The organism is Litoribrevibacter albus (assembly GCF_030159995.1).
Classification (GTDB): domain Bacteria; phylum Pseudomonadota; class Gammaproteobacteria; order Pseudomonadales; family Litoribrevibacteraceae; genus Litoribrevibacter; species Litoribrevibacter albus.
On record NZ_BSNM01000011.1, the window covers coordinates 469724 to 488066 of the forward strand.

Genomic DNA, 18343 nt, shown 5'->3' on the forward strand with positions numbered 1-18343 from the left:
TCTCAACAACGACAGCAAGCTTTATTGAGAATAATTAACATATCGAGCTCATGCAGGCGCATGAGCTCGGTCCATCAGATCACAAGTCAATCCAATCAGATAAATACTGTACAGCCTAAACAAAATTATCGTTACGATAATCCCGAAGTGCTTGTTCCACCTCGTCCATGGTATTCATAACAAATGGCCCATATTGAGCAACAGGCTCGTTCAGAGGTTGCCCGGACAACACCAACAGTCCACTGTCTTCCGTCATGGCCAGGTTCACCTGCTTTGTGTCATCCAGAATCAACAAACTGCCTCGTTGGTAGGTTGTATCTTGAACCTGAATAGCCCCCTGATAGACGTAGACAAAAAACTTTTGGTTATTTGGATGACTGACCTCTAGCTCATCGCCAGATCGACCTGCAAGGGTAAACACCGATGCTTGTGTCTTCCCGGAATCAATGGGGGCCTGAAAAGTGTGACCATTAATGACCAATGTTCCACCCAAGCCTCTGATCGTCAAACCATCCAGCTCAGTTTCAAACCAGTCACCGGCTTGCATGTCTTTATATCTTGCAGGTTGTAACTTATCTTTCGCTGGCAAGTTCAACCACAACTGAAATCCATGCAGCAAACCATCGTCTTGCTCCGGCATCTCAGAGTGAATCACACCACGCCCTGTGGTCATCCACTGCCCACCACCGGAACCAATCAGGCCATTATTCCCTAGGTGATCCTGGTGACGCATTTGCCCTTTGAGCATTACGGTGACGGTCTCGAATCCCCGATGAGGATGTGGAGGAAACCCTTCGATGTAATCCTCTGCCTGATCTGAATAGATTTCATCCAGCATCAAAAACGGGTCCATAATGGTCGGATTCGTCATGTGTGACACCCGATTAATTTTTACGCCCGCCCCATCGGAGGCAGACCTAGCCTGAAATACTTGTAGCTTTGACATACTTCCTCCCGATGTTTTGTTCACTTCCTTTCACCGCGACTCATTGCTTGATTCCATCAACAAAAGCCATCAACAAAAGCCATCAAAAAAAGCCATCAGCAAAAGCCACCAGCAAAAGCCACCAGCAAAAGGAAGTTATGGATAAGTTACAGCGCCTCAACGATAGCGTTGATGTCTTTCTGCGCTTGCTGTACTGCCGCTTCTTTCTCACCCATATTCAGCGCTTCTGCGTACACAAACTCCACATTATTGATGCCCAAGAACGCCAACACATCTTTTAGATAGTTTGTTTGAGTATCCTTTGGCGTGCCTTTATACATGCCACCACGCGCAGCGGTAATGATCGTTTTCTTAACGTTTGAGACCAAACCTTCCGGGCCATTTTCGGTATAACGGAAAGTGACTCCGGCACGAGCTACATGATCGATCCAGGCTTTTAATGTGGAAGGAATACCGAAGTTATACATAGGCACACCCAGTACCAAATAATCAACCGACTTCAACTCTTCAATCAGTGCATTCGACAATGCCAATGCCGCTTGTTGATCTTCCGATAACTCAGCTGGATTCTCTGCGAAAAATGCAGCGGTGGTTGCACCACTCAAGTGATCGATAGGTTCTAATCCCAAATCGCGCTCGATGATCTCAACCCCAGGAATTTCATTCTTCAACGTCTCGATGGTGTGATCCACCAATTTAGAAGATTCGCCCTGACCGGAAAAAACTGAACTCTTGATTACTAGTGCCTTAGCCATATATCTAACCTCATCAAATCTGCTTTACTGTCTAACAGTGTTTCGTTGTGTTCCTAAGTGATGAAATCATTTTATATCGTCTAAACTGATAAAAAAGACGATTGATTTAATACAAATGATCGATTAGATTGATAGTTAGCAAGCCAATTCACGCTTTATCGAAGAGAAGAGTCAGACGATATGCCCAAGGTAACACTTGATCAGTGGAAAATGTTTCATGCAGTCATTGAACACGGTGGTTACGCCCAAGCCGCCGAAAAACTTTTCAAAAGTCAGTCGACCATTACGTATGGCATCCAGAAGTTACAAGAACAGCTGGGTACAAAAGTACTGACAATTAAAGGCAGAAAGGCTGTTTTAACCGATGCCGGCGAAGTGTTACTCAGACGTTCCAAGACCTTATTACGGGAAGCCGATGAGTTAGAGCGCGTAGCCTCCAGTCTGTCTCAAGGCTGGGAAGCTCAAATTAATATCGTTATGGACGCCATTTTCCCGACCTGCATTGTCACTGAAGCCCTCAATAAACTGGCGTCAATCACGCCAGATACTCGTATTGAATTCCGAGAGACTGTTCTTTCCGGCACCAATGAAGCGCTGATTGATGGCACCGCCGATCTGGCGATCACAGGTACGGTGCCTCAAGGCTTTCTAGGGGAGCCATTGCTAAATGTAAAATTCCAACCGGTAGCTCACCCGGATCATCCGTTGCATCAATCCGGTCAGCCGGTGTCCTTGCAAGATCTAAAACGCGAACGTCAACTGGTGACCATGGACTCCGGCCGTAAGCGAGTAGATTCCGGTTGGTTGGGTGCAGAGCAACGCTGGTCGGTAAACCAAATGAGCATCGCCATCGACCAGGTAAGTCAGGGCTTAGGGTTTGCCTGGCTGCCTGTCACCCGAATTCGCAATCAGTTAGAACAAGGTATTCTCAAACCTTTACCGTTGAAAGATGGCGGCGAGCGTTATGTGCAAAGCTATTTGGTGTTTAAAGATCCGGATCAGGCAGGCCCAGGTACATTAAAGCTGGCCGAACTGCTGACTGAGATCTGTAATGCCCCGAACTGCCAAAATAAAGACGCCTGAACCAAACATCGTGTGATTTGATCTACACTTGATCAACATTGAGACAGGAACTGAACACTGACATGACAATCTGTGCGAGCAAAGGAAACGCTCAAAGGCACTTTGCTTTCAGCAGACAATTGGGGTTGGACTAAGGCAATCCGCTTAAACAACCCGGGTCAAAACACACTATCTGAAAAGGGAATGACAGATGATCAAGTTCGACGATTTATGGGAAGCACACGCCACCATCAGTGATGTAGATACGCCATGTATGGTCGATGGCAAACCCGCCTTTTCCAACCAATGCGCCATTAGAGTAGGTAATGCCCTGGCCCTCTGCGGCTTTGATACCACAACCTTACCAGGTGCCGAGCACTGCTGGCATCACCCAAAATCCGAAGGCCATATTTTACGTGCAGAGCAATTAGCTAATGCTTTACAGAAGCATCGCCCCTCCTCCTTTGCAGAAGGAGTGAGCATTCCGGTTGCCGACTTTAAGGATCATATTGAAGATCAACAGGGCATCATTTTCTTTAAAGATTATTGGTTACGAAATTCCGACGCCCCCGACCAGCCAACCGGTGATCACATTGATTTATGGAACGGTTCAAGGTTAACAGATTGGACTTCCTGGATTCGAATCAACATGGGGCTTTCCATTGAAGGTGTCTGGTCTGATTTTGAAGCTTCACAAAAAATCATCTTTTGGAAAGCGCTGAAATGAGCAAAGTAATGTTTGCAACTCTGGGAGGGGTTGCAGGCTGCCTTCTTAGTCTATTGCTCTTTTATCTTGCCGGACAGCTGTGGGGACCACTCTATCAAGGCGAAGATGAAGCCACGAGAAACGTCAAAGTGTTCTTCGGAGTAACCGGAGTATTTCTAATCGTGGGCTTAATCATTGGATATCGCTGCTCCAACAAAGAATAACTTGCCCGCTCCCCTCTTATTTCACAGCACAGAGCTGACCGTATCGTGAAATTAGCCGACGATGTCGATGTTTAAAAATGGCTTTATAGACAGGTAAAAAGAGACGCCCTACCGGACCTAATTTGCTTTGATATTGCACTGTGTCAGTGACCAAACAGCCCTCATCAAGCTCAGTAATCAAACGAGAATGATGCCAGGCCCGATTCATCAGAGAGCTGGACGTTTCTTTAAACCCCTGCTCGTTGGTTTCCTCAAACTTAAACCGGTGCAGATCAATCGGAAGTACCCCAAACAAAGTAATCCAACTGGTAAACAAGACTTCATTGGTAGGCCAGTCAGCTAACGACATGGAGGACCACCGCGCCGGAGCCGACATTCGGATATAAGGTCCCAGCTCATTATTGACTCCACCCATCGTCAATAATGCCTTTGATAAGGTATCGGCAGATTCATCCAGTTTGGATTGAAGTTCAAAGCTAATCATGGTCACCGTCATTTCCTTTCTAACTCCATGCTTTGTATTGTCCATCCTATGACATAAGTTGGATAAGGCACTAGAAACCACCAGTACCATGCAGACGAAAAATCAAAAAAGAAAAACACCCAAGCCAAAACAATTGTCCATAAGGGTGCAGAAACCGTAAACCAGAATGTTGCCCCCCAGAGATAACGAGGCAACAGATAGACTGTGTTTTTATCATTTAACTGCCTGTTCATCCCCAACCCTGCACCCGCTAAGCCCATTGCAGGAATCGTTAGGATAAACACGACAAAGGTAATCAAAGATCCCAAAATCGTCCATGCTAAAGTCATTGATCATCCTTAATCAAAACTGAGTGATATTGTCAAAACAGCGTACGTTAAGCCAGTCGACTATAAATCAGTTTCGCTTATTTTTTACAGACGAATTCCCTATCGTCACCGACAAACCGCTGTCCTGTTAATTCAGGCAAGGTTGAATCCATCACGGTATACGCCATATGGGTGACATACTGCCCTTTGATGTAAGCGTGTTCCACGAGCCGATCCACTGTACCAGTCATTGTGATTGAAAGACCTGTTTTCTGATTCGAAAGAATCAGGATGCAAGCGTCCCGATCCAATTCCCATGTACCGTTATATTCATAACCTGACACTTTCCGATAGCCGTAGATAAACTGAGATGGGTCCTGTTTGAATTCGGGGCTGTCGGCAAACTTGGAGTATTGCTTGGTCAGTCTGAAATCCCGCCCCGTAGGGTACTTAGGACGCTTCCCCTGCTTAAAATCATAATGAAACATAAACATCAGATCGTACTTAGTGGCTTCACCATAGGTTTCCATGCCACCAAAACTGGTTTCAGCTACCTTCCGCCCAGGAGTTTCTGGTGCGCGATAATTAGGCGGATGGTAAGCATAGAAGCATCCAGAAATAACCAAGACGAAAGGTAAAAGCATCACCAATTTCTTCATAGCACCAAAATCTTGTCTGATTAGTTATGAGATCGCTAAGCTACCAAATAAACCATACCTTAACCACTCCTAATCATTCGACAGCGCTAAACAGACACCATGAAGATCAAGAAATTAAGATGACACTAAAGTACCTTGCAGCCGTTTCATCATTTTACCCACCAGCACGATTACCACTGCGCCAACTAAAACCGGCGTCAGTAAAAACAGCCAGCTTTGCCCCGTCAGCATGATTAATAACGGATTCGCCCCTGCCGGTGGATGCGTTGTTTTCGTGAGTAGCATTGCGCTCACGGCAAGCCCGGTGGCAATAGCTAATGTCAGAGGCGTCACGCCAACCAACTGAGTAAAGAACACGCCGATAAAAGCGGTAATTAAGTGCCCGAAAATCACATTCTTTGGCTGAGCCAATGGACTGTCCGGCACACCAAAAACAAGCACCGTTGTTGCGCCGAATGGCGCCATGATTAATACCACAGAAGACACTTCCGCGTCGGAATAGGCAAGTACACCGATGGCCAGCGCAGCGCCAATACCAGCAAATATTGCCAACAGAAAGTTGTTCATAGCTCGTCCTTATAGATGATTCGTTTTCATTGAGTGTTTGAATAGGTACATCCCTTTTTCAGCAAAGTAGACCGACCTGTCTACCTCACATAGTAGACAAGTCGGTCTACCCATGTCAATATGCATTCAAACAGGAGAGAAATAATGAGTGACAAGCGCCAACATCTGGTCGATACCGCACTGAAGCTGTTCTATGAGAAAGGGATCCATTCCATTGGTATCAATGAAATTCTGAAAGTGGCCGGAGTTGCCAAGAAAACGCTCTACACACACTTTGAAAGCAAAGAAGCCTTGCTATTAGCAGCGCTAAAACAACGAGATGAGATCTTTGTTCAGTGGTTGGACAACAGACTTGCTGGCGCAGAAACCAACCAACAGACGGTTGAAAAAGTATTCAATGCTCTAGAAGAATGGTTCTCAGGCGCAGCACCAGAACTGGGGGATTTTAGAGGGTGTTTCTTCGTTAATACATCGGCCGAATTCAGTGATCCGAACAGCGACATTTCCCTGTATTGCCAAGCACATAAGCAACGCGTAAGAGAGTTAATCAAAACGCATATGCCCTTTTCCAATACGCCGTTACTGGATGCCATCTGCCTCTTGAAAGAAGGTGCCATCAATACCGCGTACGTGGAGCATGATCCTTCCACCCCACGTAAGTGTATTAAGCTCTTAAATACGCTTGGAAACCTTGAAGGCGCTGATTCCTGAAACACGACTGATACTTGGCTGATACAGAATAGCGCCACACTGAATAATCAGCTCGGGAAAGTACCAGCGCTAACGCACTGACGCCTTGTATTCGGGTGAGTTATGAAGACACACAAGGAAGGATGTTTTTGTGTAAAACACCTGCCCAATCAATTCAGGTATGTCACTTTCCTGAACGGTATAAGCCATGTAGATGGTTGATCTCTCTTTTCGATCATACTTGCCTGTCAAAGTTACTGCCTTAGGGGGTTTCTTATTGCTGGCAAAGTTAAATTTTTTCTTATTACTTAACCGCAAAGTACAGGTCTTATAGTCGTAATCTAATATGCCTTTGAAACGAAAATCCGACACTGTTTGATAGTCAGATACAGGTGTATCCGCTTGATAATCCGGACTATCAGCTGTCGGGGAATAATATTTAGTCAGCTCAAACGTCCGAGTGCTTGGGTATTCCTGAGGTTTTCCATCCAAATAACGATATTCAAGCCAAAAGGACAGTTCATATTTATTCGCCAAGTTCTTAGTCTCCAGTTCCCCAAAGGTTATGGAACTATGAACAAAAGCCGTGTTCTCGATATCACGATGGTTTGGACCCTGATAATAAGCAATACATCCAGAAAGAAAGAGTGAAAGAAAAGAGAGCAAAGCAACACGCTTCATTGGTTCATCCTTGTTTGTTTGGCTAGCTATCGTTGAAAACCAGCACCCAGTGAATCAAGGCATTGTATGTGAAAACCAAACAAAACAAAAAGTATGTAACAACCACTAAATATCAATCAACGCTTCCAACTCCATGAGCAGATAGATTGCCCGCTTTAGATATTAAAGCGGGGCTTGCTCAGACGTTCCTTAATTACTTAGTTCCTTTATTACTGACTAATGATATCCGTACTCGTCACCAGATAAAGCACGAACAAAATAGCGAAGACTAAATTTCCCACACCGACTTTCAAAAACTCTTCTTTAGGGAAACTGTATTTTTTGAAACTGATCAGAGAAGCAATGAACGACCACAGCTTGAGGGCAATACCAAACACCAGTAAAGGGACGGCGGACGCAGGAACATAAAAGACGTACAAATAAATCAGGGCAAATACAAATGCGGTGCCGCCGGTGAAGATCCGATACTGCATGTAATCAAAAGGCATAGACGCATCCGACGTACTTTCAGGCACCGGCTGAAACCACATAGTAAAGGCACCAATCAGGTTATAGACAGCCGCAACAATTAAGACATATTCCATATTATTTTCCTTTTTCGATAAGTCCGGTTAAGAACATACCGAAAGGAATTAGTATTCACAGCCTAACGCGAAACCGAGGTTTCACCTTGCAGATACACCAAAACGATGTGCTTTAATTCTGTAATCATCAGCGCCATCTTCGTCTGATCGTTGGTGTTCAACACCAAGTCATGCACGGTATTTTCTACCAGGGTATAAACCATTTGTGCCGCGACTGAGACATCTAACCCCGGTCTCAACTGAGTTTGATAATGACTTAGTGCACTTTCCACTTTACAGAGGATGGACTCCTCACTGCTGTCGTTTTCCTTCACCTGAAAATGGTTTAAATCCTGACTTAATACGCGATGCAATTCAGGGTCAATCAGATGGCCTTGAACACTGGCATCGATAAAGGCATCCACCATTTCCTGTAACCGATCCGTTTTCAGGTTTTGTTGTACTTGAGCAAATAAGGACCTGAGTTCCTTAAAGTGCGCTCGTTTCACTTCGGCAATCAGTACCTCTTTTGATCCGAAGTACTGATAGAGCGAACCGATACTGACACCCGCTATCTCTGCCACGGTATTGGTATTGAATCCATCTACGCCCTGATCCTTCAAAACACGAGCAGCCGCTTCTTTAATGGCCGACACCATGAACTGTGAGCGTTTCTGAACTGGTTGTTTTTTAAGGGGAAAACTCGTTTCTTCCGACATTAGAAAGGCCCATCTTAATGCGAGTATTCGTAGTGGCTGTTGAAAAATACACTATATCCATCGTTCGACTGATAACACAACCACCCGTACTGAATATGTTAAAAGGAAAGATCGTTATGACCTTCTCGAACACCTTGATGGCTGACTCTCGGTTCATCAGGCTCCGATCAACATGGTATGGCCGCTTACACGCCATAACGCCCGTGCTGATTTTGACTCTGGCTAACCAAGCTCAGGCCCAGAATGACCCTCAGTTCATTATTCTCGGTCCGGCCTTAACGACAGAATACCAAGGCAGTGATGAGTACGAGGCCGTTCCCATGTTGATTTCAAAGGCCCGCCTTTTCGAGACACCGATTGAGATTGAAGGGTTAACCGCTCGGGCTGAACTCTTTCAACACAACCATTGGAAAGCGGGGCTAACCACGGAGCTGGATTTCGGGCGTGATTCCGAAGTCGAGAATACAGCCGTTGCCCGAATGGAAGAAATCGATAGCGCCCTCAATGCGGGAATCTATTTGTCGAGAGAAGTGCCCGATCTTCTGCTGAACGACGACGCCTTAGAGTTTCGCATGGCGCTCTTCCATGATCTCAGCAATGCACACCAAGGCGCTTACGGAACACTTTCCGCGTCCTATGAATTGCCCTTAATACTGCCTTTCAAAGTCGAATTCGAATTGGAAACCACCTACGCCAACGAGGATTACATGAACACCTATTTTGGTGTAAACCCAACGGACGCGGCTCAATCCGGCTTCGAAGACTATCAAGCATCACACTCATTTCGGGACATATCCTTCAATACCAACATCGGAATTTTTACCAGTCCTAACTGGGGCGGGTTTGTGCGCTTGGGCGTCTCTCAGCTATTAGCTGACGCAGAAGACAGCCCCATCGTCAAAGCGGGTGATAGCACTCAATATTTTGTCGGGCTTGGTGTATTTTATCGCTTAGGAGACTGATTCATGAAAGCACTGTATTTGTTAATGGCTTGGCTGCCTGCGCTCAGCGTGTCAGCCAATACTATCCTTCCCCTTGAGCAAGGGCTGACACTGGCAGAGATCCGTCACCAAGGCGTGACTCAAACCATCGCCGTATTAGAAGATAACGGTGAGAACATAAAAGGCATCAACCTTGGAAGCTTGTTCAACCGAGCTCTTTCGACCCGATCTCTCTCTCCGATTGAGCTCTACAATGCGCTTGGCTATGACAAAATCGTTCAACATCTAACGACCGCATCAAAAGAAAACATCAAAGATTACCCATACCAGCAACTACTGAGCCCGGCAGGAACCCACTCACTGCACTATGCGGTCGGGCTGAACTATGCAGAACACGCTGCGGAAGTAAATCAACAAGACAAACCGTTCACCTTCTTAAAGGCCGTAAAAGCCACCAGAGAAGAGGCCGTTTCATATGCACCTAACCGGCTGCTCGATTACGAAGTGGAAATCTGTGCACGACCACTGAACAGCATTTCACAAGCATTAAACACCACTACACAACCACTAAACAGCATTACACAACCAAAAATGAAAGAAGCCTCCTTTGGCTATTTTCTTTGCGGTGACTTCACCGACAGAGCAAGGCTACTCAATGAACTGGACTTAAATAACCTTCAAAGCGGTAAAGGATTCAGCAATGCCAAAAGCTCTCCGACCTACTTTCCTACTGGCCCTTATATGGTGATCCCGAAAAACAACCGTCAGTTCCTGGCAGACTTGGAATTGTCTCTCTGGCTCAACGGACAACTACGTCAACAGAGCAACACCCGCCACATGATTTGGTCCACAGAAAGAATCATTGAGGATATCTTCCTAGCCCAAAAGACTGGCCGAGATACCTATTCGGAAAACGAACCTGATTGGTTGCCCAACGGTCAGCTTGAACCAAGCGCCAGTATCCTCACAGGTACGCCGGAAGGCGTGATTATGAAAGCACCCAGCCTGTGGTATAAGATCCAACACGGGCTGAAATATGTAATCACAGGGGCTTTCTTAACGTCTGACGTCAGCATCAAAAAATACGTCGTGAACGCCTACATCGAAGACTTGTTTAAAGAGGGTCATTTTTTACAAGAAGGCGATCAATTGACACTGAAAGCCGATTGGTTAGGCACGATTAACTTAACGGTAGAATAGCGTTTCATCGTCAACAAATTATTTATAACGAATGACCGGCCACTGATCATGGGCAAGTACTTATGAGCAAGTACTCATGAGCAGGTACTTATTAGAAGGTGAAAGCCAGCCGAAAACAGGATTGTTTAACGTAAAGACGCCTGATTGATCAAACCTTCCAGAGCGTCATAGTTCACATCGGTAGCGTCTTTAAAATTTACATGACGACGGCGCTTACCGGTGCCCTCTAACATACCAGTAGGATCATCCAGTTCAGCACCCAGGCTAAAAGAAATCTGTACATGTTCTTTATAAATAAAAACGCCACAGAACTGCCCTTCTTTTTGTTCCGGCTTTAAGGTGAACAGCACACCGCCATACTTAGATACTTTTTCAGCGCTGGGCACAGTGGTCTGGATAAAGTCTTCCAACTGTTCCGCAAGCGACATCAAAAGCAGGGTTTGGTCACTCATGTTTTAAATCCTTTTAATCCATTGAGAGTACTGGCTTAGTTTCTTTCAAAGAATGAACACATCACCACAGATACATGCTCGACTTCTTATTGAGAATTTTGAGTTCAAAGCGCTCGGTACACGGCGCTTGAGCCAAACCATAACACACATGCAAGGGTATCAGATGCTCTTCTCGTGGATGACAAAAACGCGCTCCTGGTGCATCAGCCCAGCGAATGAGCGCTTCAGCCCGCTCATCTTCCTCACATTCCTGATCCCCACAAATATCTAACAACCATTCCTCAAACTCATGATTCAACCGTCGAATTTCGGCACTCTCCGGCTGGAAAAACGCTTTCAGGTTATGGAAAGAAAACCCGGAACCGATGACCAACACATTATCGTCACTCAAAGACTGAAGCGCTTTGCCAATCTCAATATGTTCCTCAGGGTCCAGTGAGTTAACTAACGACAGTTGCACACACGGGATATCAGCCTCTGGGTACATAATTTTCATCGGTACAAACAGACCATGATCAAACCCGCGTTCACTATCGAGCCGGGAAGCAATACCTGCATTGGCTAACAAACTATGAATCTTTTTTGCTAATTCCGGGTTGCCTGGACATGGATATTGAATCTCATAGGATTCATCCGGAAACCCATAATAATCATAAATAAGCGAAGGATTGGCCCCTGACGTAATGGTTGGCAGCTCGGCCTCCCAATGCGCGCTAACCACCACAATAGCCTCGGGTTTAGGGATCTTGGAGACAATGCCTTGCAGACACTCGACCATTTCCAGATGCCCCACATCACCCAATAAAGGCATAGGACCACCACCGTGAGAAAGAAATAGTGCTTTATAGCTGTTCGCCCTACCGCTGTTTGTCATAAGCCGATACCAATTGAGAATGAATAAACCTGTTATATACCTTAGGTCATCAGTCGAATATTTGGCTGTTTGGTTCGATGCGGTACAGCTGCTACCCGATAGGCGTTAGAAAATATGAAACCTGAATAAAAACTATTGAAATCGTTCTTTCAGATCCGATGGAATAGCAGGCAGTTCCATCAACTCCCCTTGGAGATATAAGCGATCCAAGAACTGGGTACGTTCTTCTGTCATTTTGCTTAGGCAGAGAAGCTCATCGGCGTTTCTGGACGTGCCACCACTCCAAACGCGGTAATACGCATTGCAGTTCGTATCTCTGAATTTCAACCAGGCTCGCTGACTCTTGATTAACCCTTCTTTGATGTAATCCGCATCCACCATGAAGTCATCAAAACCGCCTGAATTTATCTTGCTGACAATGGCTTTATACGTCTGATTAAGCTCGTTATCTACAGCATCATAAAGTAGATTAAATCGACATTCGGGAGGCATCTCCGAACACGGATCAGCATCTTCAGCAACAGAACCAAAAGACAAAAACAACAAAGAAAGAGAAAATATTAATGACAGAATTATGTGCATACCATGTACTTTCTTGTGAGCGGGTTTGAAATTAAATTTCGTCAAACACCCGCTCAAATTTCGTTAATCTAAAATCAGGATTAATCAACAGAACACATCAAACTAAGCCACAGTCAGCAATATCGGTTTGCCTTTGGTAATGACCATCGTGTGTTCAAACTGCGCCGACAAGTTGCCTTCCTGACCAAGCAAGGTCCAACCATCATAACCTTCTTTAACGAAGCTGCTTTTTGTAGATAAAAAAGGCTCAATGGTAATCACCAAACCTTCATGCAGTCGTCTCTTATCACGAGGCTCGTAATAGCCATAAATTTCAGTGGGCTCTTCGTGTAAGCTTCGCCCAACGCCATGACTGCACAGGTTTTTAATGATCCGAAAGCCTGTCTGTTCTGCTACGTTTTGAATTGACTTACCAATCAGATTGAGAGGATTTCCGGCTTTTGCGCTAACACAGGCATTGCTTAACGCACGTTGCGTCGAAGCAATAAGTCGGTCTTTAAGTTCATTGCTCGGCGGCACTACAAAGGTTCCACCTGTATCGCCAAAAAAGCCGTCTTTTTCAGCCGACACATCAATGTTGACAATATCCCCCGGCTTAATCACACGACTGCCAGGAATACCGTGGGCTGCTTCTTCATTAATACTTATGCAGGTATAACCAGGGAAATCGTACGTCACTTTAGGAGCCGAGTTCGCGCCATAACTTTCAAGAAGCTTCTTACCAATCTGATCCAGCTCCCACGTGGTCATCCCTGGCTCGGTGGCTTTCATCATTTTCTGCAGAGTCAACGCAACGATTCTGCCAATCGCTTTAAGCTTTGCTAAATCTTCTTCTGTTTCGAGGGTCATATTCGAATTCCGGGTAATTTCAATAGCTAACGTCCTTTTTGACTCAACCCAAAGGACGTTTTTCCGCAGTAACTCAAGCTCTGATATTCAAGATCAATTAATTGTTAACTTCGCCTTCCACATGGAAAAGCTTATTGTAGATCTGCCACTGCCCTTCGACTTTAATCAGTGACAACGTATCTAAAAACATTAAACCGAGATAAGCATCTCTTACTCTCGCCACCGCCGTATCACCCGCAATTTCGATGGATAACACATCAAGAATGGCATCCTCGCCTTTTTCCTTTGGCGACGGCTGATGAGAAGCAACCAACTCTGCGAATTGCCCAACGGTCGACTCTTGCAACCCGCCACCAATGTAACCTGTTATCATCGCGTTAGGATGAAATGCATCGTGTGCTTTCTGTGCACTTGATTCGTACATGCACTCAAAGTAGGTGGTGATAACTTGTTGAATTTGTTGTTCGTTGTTCATTATCTTCCCTGATATTTTTAATTAAAAATTAAAGTATTGACCAACACAGCATAAAGCCGTAATTGATACTTACATAATTAAAAATTAACCAAATGTATAAATTCGAACTGACGGATTCAGTGCTTGAGTAAGAGACTCTGAGACAAAGTTATGCATGCTCATTAAAGGAGTTAGTAGAGTCTGAGCCAAAACAAGACTTCATTACTCATCAGCCATTTTGGCTAATAAAGCGTCTTTTGACTTGGTGACAACATCAATTCGCCATGATTCGTAGGAGTGTTTGTTGGCCAATAATTCAAAGGCTTCTATTGAACTATTGTAACGACCCAGTGCTTTCTTGTTCTCACCTAACTTTTCTAATCTTAGTCCTTGGTGATATAAAACAATGCCTTTCGTGCGTATATAGTATTGATGGTTTATATCTTTTTCTATCAACCGTAATGCTTCGTCTGAGTATGTCGTCGATTGTACCTGATCACCTAGCTCAAAATGGACAAGTGCTAAATTATCAAGATCTATCGCTAGCATTACAGGGTCATTATTCTTTTGGCGACTAATCTCAAGTGCGCGTTCAAGATAAGTTTTCGCCTGAGTGTAATGTTGTTGGTTAATATAAAAATGACCAAGAGTATTGTTAGCATTTCTTATGTGTGTGCTCTTGTTTTCATTCACATTCTTCGCCGTTTCTAGCGCTTTTTTCATAAACTCTTCAGCTTTCTCGAACTGCTTATCAGCCTCGGCCATAACCCCGAGAGCTAAATATGCTTCTGTAACCCTTTGATCTGTTGGGTTTGAGTTTTCTAACTCCGGCGTACTGCTTAAGAGCTTAGGAATAGCATGATTGTACAATCCCATTTTGTAGTGGTTTAAACCATAATTAATGTTCTGATCAACGCTCGCACAAGCGGTCAAAAAAACCATAGCTACAGCCATAATTGTTAGGATTCTCAATTATCTCTCCTTAATGTTCTGAGTTGTAAGACTTGAGCAGTGTCCAGTTGATGATTCCTGTATACATTTTTACATCTGACTGTGCCTTTTGAGCATTTTCATAGCAAGCATTGAAAACTTTCCGCCATAAAGCCCTACCTACCAAAACCAATCATCGGCTTCCACTTTTCCGCCCAAGTGTAGGTGGAACCTTCGCCCGTATCGGCCAAGGATCGAGTCAGAAAATCAACAAACACTCTCACTTTGGCAGGCAAATATTCACGTTTCGGATAAATCGCAAACACACCACTGTCCGGTTGCGGAGGCCGGAAGTAAGGGTACAGAGAAACCAGCTCGCCACTTTCTAAACCTTTTTTGGCAAGAAAATGCGGCAGTTGTGCAAAGCCCAGACCGTCGGCACACATATAGGCCATGGCTTCGCCGTCATCAGTGATGTGGCTTCGCTGCAACTCATAAGGCATATATTCACCCATTTCATCGGGTAAAAAGATCGGCTGAAGCTGTTGGGTTTCTTTGATACGAAAACCAATCCAACTGTGTTGATGGAAGTCTTCAGGGCAGGTTGGCGTGCCATATTTTTCCAAATAGTCCGGCGACACACAGGTAAGAAAATCCATCGGGCTCAAGCATCGCGCCACCAGCCGGCTGTCTTTGACGTAGCCGGTGCGTAAGGCGATATCAATGTCGTTTTCGATGATGTCCACATGGAAATCGTTGATATCCAATTCCAGCTTGATGTCCGGGTATTGCTCGCAAAAGGCTTTCAATAACGGGCGAAGATAAAGGTGCCCATAACAGACGGCCGAGTTGATTCTCAAGGTGCCGCAAGGTGAGTCGTTCAGATGTTTCAATTCGTCCTCACAGGTGGAGAGATCTTGAACCATCTTTCGCACGGTATCTGCATAACGTTGACCCGCCGCAGTAATTCGCAACTGTCGGGTCGAGCGCTGAAATAATGTCAATCCTAGCTGAGCTTCCAACCGGCCTATGGCCTTACTGACGGTGGAAGGGTCACTGTTACAAAGCCTTGCTGCTGCCGCAAAACTGCCACCATCGCACGTGGCTAAGAAGATTTCTAATGATCTAAGTTTGTCCATATGCAAGGGTTATCCATGAAGTGAGAGTATCCATAACCGGCACACTAAAAATAGCGTATTTGGCGATAGACTATACCAAGAAAGATTCATGAATAGTATTCATGACTTATTTGAATATTGACCTATTTTTCCGCAATTAACCAACTCATAAAATCCTCATCAATGAGCACTTTGTATGCGTTTAAACACACGTAAGGACGCACACAAATTTAACGTAAATGAGGACGTATGTTGAAGCACTTAATTTCAAACAAGCTACCCGCTAGCCACCCTCTGACCTATCTGTTCCTGGCATTTATCACAATGGCCGGACTTTCCTATATTAACTTTATGCCAGGGCTCGTTAACGCACTGGCAGGCGACATTGGCTTCAATGAGGCAGAAGCTGGGCAAATCGTTGCATTCAACGGCTATGGCGGTTTGATTGGCAGCATAATCGCCATCTTTCTGGTGCGACGTATCCAATGGCAACCCACTATGCTCTGGTGCTTAGTGTTATTGGCAGCGTTTGATCTCTCAACGGTATGGGTGGGTGAATTTTCAGCAATTACTTCAGGTATTAGTGATTTCATTTCGATACTGAGCTGGCGCTTTTCAGCCGGGATATTCGGTGGCCTGAGCCTTGGTATTGGCTTTGCCGTTCTTGCCAGATTGAACAACCCGGATCGCGCCTTTGGCACCCTGCTCTTAATACAATTCAGCATCGGTTCCATCGTCATGTATTTACTGCCTGATCTTGAAGCGCAACTGAACGCCTACGCGGTGTTTTATGTGATGGCAGGTTTCGTGATCCTTAGTATCGTGCTCCTTCCCTTTCTACCAACACTTGGGATTACTAACCCTGAGTCATATACACAGGAAAAAAGCCGCTCTGTCTCTTTAACCGGATCACCAAAAAACGCCTTGCTACTGATGCTCGGTATCATTACTTATCAAATTGCAGCCAGTGCAATTTGGGCCTACGTGGGGTTGATTGGTCTTGGGGCAGACATGAGCAATGACGATGTCAGTATGTACATCGCGACGACCGGGCTATTGGGGCTACCAGGTGCCATGCTACCTATCATCAGCGGCAATCGTTATGGGCGCTTGTATTGGATCATTGCTGGCGTAGCCATGTCGGTAGTATCCGCCATCATGCTCAGCGTAACGCACCTAACTCCGCTGCTTTACGTCATCGCAATGTCTCTGCTGTTTTTCTCCTGGCCTGCCATTCAATCCTATTTATTGGCGGTCACTGCGGAACAAGACCCAAGTGGCAAGCTCTCTACCGTTGCTGCCGTTGTGTCATCAATCGGCTTAGCAAGCGGCCCGCTGATCGCCTCTGGCCTGCTCAGCGAAGAAAGTTTTTCCCTGATGCTCTATGTCTGCGCCGCTATCTTCGTGTTGAGTTTCTTCCTCCTATTCAAGCCCGTACAAGCTCAAGAAAAAGAACACAGCATGAGGCTACCGGCTCAATACTCATCATGACCTTATTAAGACGTAATGAGCCTACTAACACTTCGAATTAATTCTGAATTAACCGCAACAAAAGGAATACAACCATGATCCGATACATCTTCAACAAACTGCTTTTGTCGATGAAAACCCGTTACGACTACGACGTGCGTTACATGCAGGACATCCTGAAAACCAGCCTGGGTGCCTTTCTAAAGCTGATGGGCTTTCAGACCATGTCTTCTCACTCGGGAAATCTCCCCCCCGAACCTCTGTATGCCGCCAGACTTCGTGCCATCATTTGGGACGATTGCGGGCCGTGCACCCAACTGGTTGTTAATATGGCGTTAGAGGAAAACGTCGATCCAGCGATGGTTCGCGCCATCATTGATAGAAATCTGGACAAACTGCCCGAAGAGATCGCATTGGTCGTGCGCTTCACCGAATTCGTACTGGCGCACAACCCGGAAGCCGATGATCTACGTGAACAAATTGTGGCGTTATGGGGCCAAGAAGGGCTGATCACCATCGCCTACTGCATCAGCTCTTATCGCGTCTACCCGGCCCTCAAATACGCATTGGGCTACGGTAAAGCCTGTAGCCGAGTCACAGTTAATGAGGATTCTCTGGCCCCGACACGATCCGCCGCATTAGCGATAGGTGCCGAGCATGATTAGTAAAGTCATCATCGCGATTGCCAGCCTTTTGGGGCTGGCGGCCTTTACCAATGGCCTGTTCATGTTGATCGCCCCAGAACAATGGTATTGGCTTGTCCCTGGCGTGCCTGAACGAGGCCCGTTCAACCAACACTTCTTGCGAGACATAGGCATGATCTACATGCTGATCGGCGCGGCACTGTTTTATGGCGCCCTCTACAACAGTGCGCTTTACAAAAAATACCGATTGCTGCTTTGGTTAATGCCGATTTCATGGCTGGTGTTCCATGCCATATTTCACGCTTGGGAAGTGGTGGTTGGCATCTCCGGGCCTGAAGCTCTGCTTGTAGATTTTGCCGGTGTCACGCTGCCAGCCATCGTGGGAATTGGCTTGCTCTATGCGAGTTATAAACTACAGGGGAAAGAGTAAGTTTTTGGACTGTGGTGTTAGAGATTATTGAGTAG

The 18343-nt window shown here is 45.6% G+C and carries 25 protein-coding genes; 9 read left to right on the forward strand and 16 right to left on the reverse strand.

Annotated features, from left to right (window positions below; translation table 11 throughout):
* Positions 1-115 precede the first annotated feature (115 nt).
* Positions 116-946, reverse strand: a complete 831-nt coding sequence (locus QQL66_RS09185) for a pirin family protein (RefSeq protein WP_284380900.1) — start codon at positions 944-946, stop codon at positions 116-118.
* Between the two features lie 146 nt (positions 947-1092).
* On the reverse strand, positions 1093-1701 hold the full coding sequence (locus QQL66_RS09190; RefSeq protein ID WP_284380902.1) for an FMN-dependent NADH-azoreductase: 609 nt from the start codon (positions 1699-1701) through the stop codon (positions 1093-1095).
* Between the two features lie 180 nt (positions 1702-1881).
* On the opposite strand from QQL66_RS09190, the gene QQL66_RS09195 reads away from it, so the two are divergent.
* The 3 genes from QQL66_RS09195 (at position 1882) to QQL66_RS09205 (ending at position 3693) form a co-directional block, all read left to right on the forward strand.
* Positions 1882-2784, forward strand: a complete 903-nt coding sequence (locus tag QQL66_RS09195; RefSeq protein ID WP_284380903.1) for a LysR family transcriptional regulator — start codon at positions 1882-1884, stop codon at positions 2782-2784.
* A 190-nt stretch (positions 2785-2974) separates the two neighbouring features.
* The gene (locus tag QQL66_RS09200) at positions 2975-3490 is read left to right on the forward strand and encodes a type VI secretion system amidase effector protein Tae4 (protein WP_284380905.1); all 516 of its coding nucleotides are present in this window, start codon (positions 2975-2977) and stop codon (positions 3488-3490) included.
* The gene (locus tag QQL66_RS09205; protein WP_284380907.1) at positions 3487-3693 is read left to right on the forward strand and encodes a hypothetical protein; all 207 of its coding nucleotides are present in this window, start codon (positions 3487-3489) and stop codon (positions 3691-3693) included. Before QQL66_RS09200 ends, QQL66_RS09205 begins: the two co-directional genes overlap by 4 nt.
* A 16-nt stretch (positions 3694-3709) precedes the next feature.
* Here QQL66_RS09205 and QQL66_RS09210 read toward each other — a convergent pair whose 3' ends face one another.
* From QQL66_RS09210 to QQL66_RS09225, 4 genes are all read right to left on the reverse strand, one after another.
* Positions 3710-4177 carry a hypothetical protein gene (locus tag QQL66_RS09210; RefSeq protein ID WP_489146132.1) on the reverse strand — a complete coding sequence of 156 codons (468 nt, stop codon included), beginning with the start codon at positions 4175-4177 and terminating at the stop codon, positions 3710-3712.
* An 8-nt stretch (positions 4178-4185) separates the two neighbouring features.
* Positions 4186-4506: a hypothetical protein gene (locus QQL66_RS09215; protein ID WP_284380910.1), complete on the reverse strand. Its 321-nt coding sequence runs from the start codon at positions 4504-4506 to the stop codon at positions 4186-4188.
* A 77-nt stretch (positions 4507-4583) separates the two neighbouring features.
* On the reverse strand, positions 4584-5144 hold the full coding sequence (locus QQL66_RS09220) for a hypothetical protein (RefSeq protein ID WP_284380912.1): 561 nt from the start codon (positions 5142-5144) through the stop codon (positions 4584-4586).
* 114 nt (positions 5145-5258) lie between these two features.
* The gene (locus QQL66_RS09225) at positions 5259-5711 is read right to left on the reverse strand and encodes an HPP family protein (RefSeq protein WP_284380913.1); all 453 of its coding nucleotides are present in this window, start codon (positions 5709-5711) and stop codon (positions 5259-5261) included.
* Positions 5712-5855: 144 nt separating this feature from the next.
* Between QQL66_RS09225 and QQL66_RS09230 the strand changes: the two genes are divergently transcribed.
* The gene (locus tag QQL66_RS09230; RefSeq protein ID WP_284380914.1) at positions 5856-6422 is read left to right on the forward strand and encodes a TetR/AcrR family transcriptional regulator; all 567 of its coding nucleotides are present in this window, start codon (positions 5856-5858) and stop codon (positions 6420-6422) included.
* Between the two features lie 69 nt (positions 6423-6491).
* Here the strand turns inward: QQL66_RS09230 and QQL66_RS09235 are convergent, their stop codons facing one another.
* The 3 genes from QQL66_RS09235 to QQL66_RS09245 all read right to left on the reverse strand — a co-directional run bounded on the left by QQL66_RS09235 (position 6492) and on the right by QQL66_RS09245 (position 8364).
* Positions 6492-7082 carry a hypothetical protein gene (locus tag QQL66_RS09235; protein WP_284380916.1) on the reverse strand — a complete coding sequence of 197 codons (591 nt, stop codon included), beginning with the start codon at positions 7080-7082 and terminating at the stop codon, positions 6492-6494.
* A 209-nt stretch (positions 7083-7291) separates the two neighbouring features.
* Positions 7292-7666, reverse strand: coding sequence for a hypothetical protein (locus tag QQL66_RS09240; protein WP_284380918.1), 375 nt, complete (start codon positions 7664-7666; stop codon positions 7292-7294).
* Positions 7667-7728: 62 nt separating this feature from the next.
* On the reverse strand, positions 7729-8364 hold the full coding sequence (locus QQL66_RS09245) for a TetR/AcrR family transcriptional regulator (protein WP_284380920.1): 636 nt from the start codon (positions 8362-8364) through the stop codon (positions 7729-7731).
* Between the two features lie 116 nt (positions 8365-8480).
* Between QQL66_RS09245 and QQL66_RS09250 the strand changes: the two genes are divergently transcribed.
* Together QQL66_RS09250 and QQL66_RS09255 are read left to right on the forward strand one after the other, a co-directional pair.
* Positions 8481-9326 (forward strand): MipA/OmpV family protein, encoded by an 846-nt coding sequence (locus QQL66_RS09250; RefSeq protein WP_284380921.1) that lies wholly within the window; start codon positions 8481-8483, stop codon positions 9324-9326.
* Between the two features lie 3 nt (positions 9327-9329).
* On the forward strand, positions 9330-10505 hold the full coding sequence (locus QQL66_RS09255; protein WP_284380923.1) for a fumarylacetoacetate hydrolase family protein: 1176 nt from the start codon (positions 9330-9332) through the stop codon (positions 10503-10505).
* 125 nt (positions 10506-10630) lie between these two features.
* Here QQL66_RS09255 and QQL66_RS09260 read toward each other — a convergent pair whose 3' ends face one another.
* From QQL66_RS09260 to QQL66_RS09290, 7 genes are all read right to left on the reverse strand, one after another.
* On the reverse strand, positions 10631-10957 hold the full coding sequence (locus QQL66_RS09260) for a DUF1801 domain-containing protein (RefSeq protein WP_284380926.1): 327 nt from the start codon (positions 10955-10957) through the stop codon (positions 10631-10633).
* A gap of 61 nt (positions 10958-11018) precedes the next feature.
* Positions 11019-11831 carry a DODA-type extradiol aromatic ring-opening family dioxygenase gene (locus tag QQL66_RS09265; RefSeq protein WP_284380928.1) on the reverse strand — a complete coding sequence of 271 codons (813 nt, stop codon included), beginning with the start codon at positions 11829-11831 and terminating at the stop codon, positions 11019-11021.
* Between the two features lie 132 nt (positions 11832-11963).
* Positions 11964-12413 (reverse strand): lysozyme inhibitor LprI family protein, encoded by a 450-nt coding sequence (locus tag QQL66_RS09270; protein ID WP_284380929.1) that lies wholly within the window; start codon positions 12411-12413, stop codon positions 11964-11966.
* Between the two features lie 102 nt (positions 12414-12515).
* Positions 12516-13262 carry a type I methionyl aminopeptidase gene (gene map, locus QQL66_RS09275; protein ID WP_284380930.1) on the reverse strand — a complete coding sequence of 249 codons (747 nt, stop codon included), beginning with the start codon at positions 13260-13262 and terminating at the stop codon, positions 12516-12518.
* A 97-nt stretch (positions 13263-13359) separates the two neighbouring features.
* On the reverse strand, positions 13360-13737 hold the full coding sequence (locus tag QQL66_RS09280; protein ID WP_284380931.1) for a nuclear transport factor 2 family protein: 378 nt from the start codon (positions 13735-13737) through the stop codon (positions 13360-13362).
* 201 nt (positions 13738-13938) lie between these two features.
* Entirely contained in the window at positions 13939-14688 is a 750-nt protein-coding gene (locus QQL66_RS09285) for a tetratricopeptide repeat protein (RefSeq protein WP_284380932.1), read from the reverse strand.
* A gap of 134 nt (positions 14689-14822) precedes the next feature.
* The gene (locus QQL66_RS09290) at positions 14823-15785 is read right to left on the reverse strand and encodes a LysR family transcriptional regulator (protein ID WP_284380934.1); all 963 of its coding nucleotides are present in this window, start codon (positions 15783-15785) and stop codon (positions 14823-14825) included.
* Between the two features lie 228 nt (positions 15786-16013).
* Here QQL66_RS09290 and QQL66_RS09295 point away from each other — a divergent pair, with 228 nt between their 5' ends.
* The 3 genes from QQL66_RS09295 (at position 16014) to QQL66_RS09305 (ending at position 18308) form a co-directional block, all read left to right on the forward strand.
* Positions 16014-17255 carry an MFS transporter gene (locus QQL66_RS09295; RefSeq protein WP_284380936.1) on the forward strand — a complete coding sequence of 414 codons (1242 nt, stop codon included), beginning with the start codon at positions 16014-16016 and terminating at the stop codon, positions 17253-17255.
* Between the two features lie 74 nt (positions 17256-17329).
* Positions 17330-17899 (forward strand): hypothetical protein, encoded by a 570-nt coding sequence (locus QQL66_RS09300; RefSeq protein WP_284380938.1) that lies wholly within the window; start codon positions 17330-17332, stop codon positions 17897-17899.
* Complete coding sequence (locus tag QQL66_RS09305) at positions 17892-18308, forward strand: hypothetical protein (protein WP_284380939.1); 417 nt, start codon at positions 17892-17894, stop codon at positions 18306-18308. The genes QQL66_RS09300 and QQL66_RS09305 overlap by 8 nt, the downstream gene beginning before the upstream one ends.
* The last annotated feature ends 35 nt before the right edge of the window (positions 18309-18343 follow it).